Annotated in this window: 1 protein-coding gene; it reads left to right on the top strand. The window is 72.3% G+C overall.

Translation table 11 applies throughout. The features are described from left to right. Window positions 1-271 (top strand): ATP-binding cassette domain-containing protein (locus OP04_RS48195; RefSeq protein ID WP_033346825.1); only part of this gene is annotated, 271 nt, incomplete at both ends.

Raw genomic sequence — 271 nt, 5'->3', positions numbered from 1 at the left:
GACCCGGGTGAACGCCGTACTCGACACCGTCGCGCTGGACGCGAAAGCCGCACGGAAGCGGGTCGGGCAGTACTCGCTCGGCATGCGCCAGCGCCTCGGGCTGGCCCACGCACTCCTCGGCGAGCCCAGCATCCTCATCCTGGACGAGCCGGCGAACGGCCTCGACCCGGAGGGCATCTTCTGGATGCGCGGGCTGCTGCGCGACTTCGCCGACCGCGGCGGCACCGTCCTGCTCTCCTCGCACCTGCTCCGCGAGGTCGAAGCGGTCGCG

Source organism: Catenuloplanes japonicus (assembly GCF_000717135.1).
Classification (GTDB): domain Bacteria; phylum Actinomycetota; class Actinomycetes; order Mycobacteriales; family Micromonosporaceae; genus Catenuloplanes; species Catenuloplanes japonicus.
The sequence above is the reverse complement of the archived record's forward strand: the minus strand, read 5'-3'. Positions and strand labels throughout refer to the sequence as shown.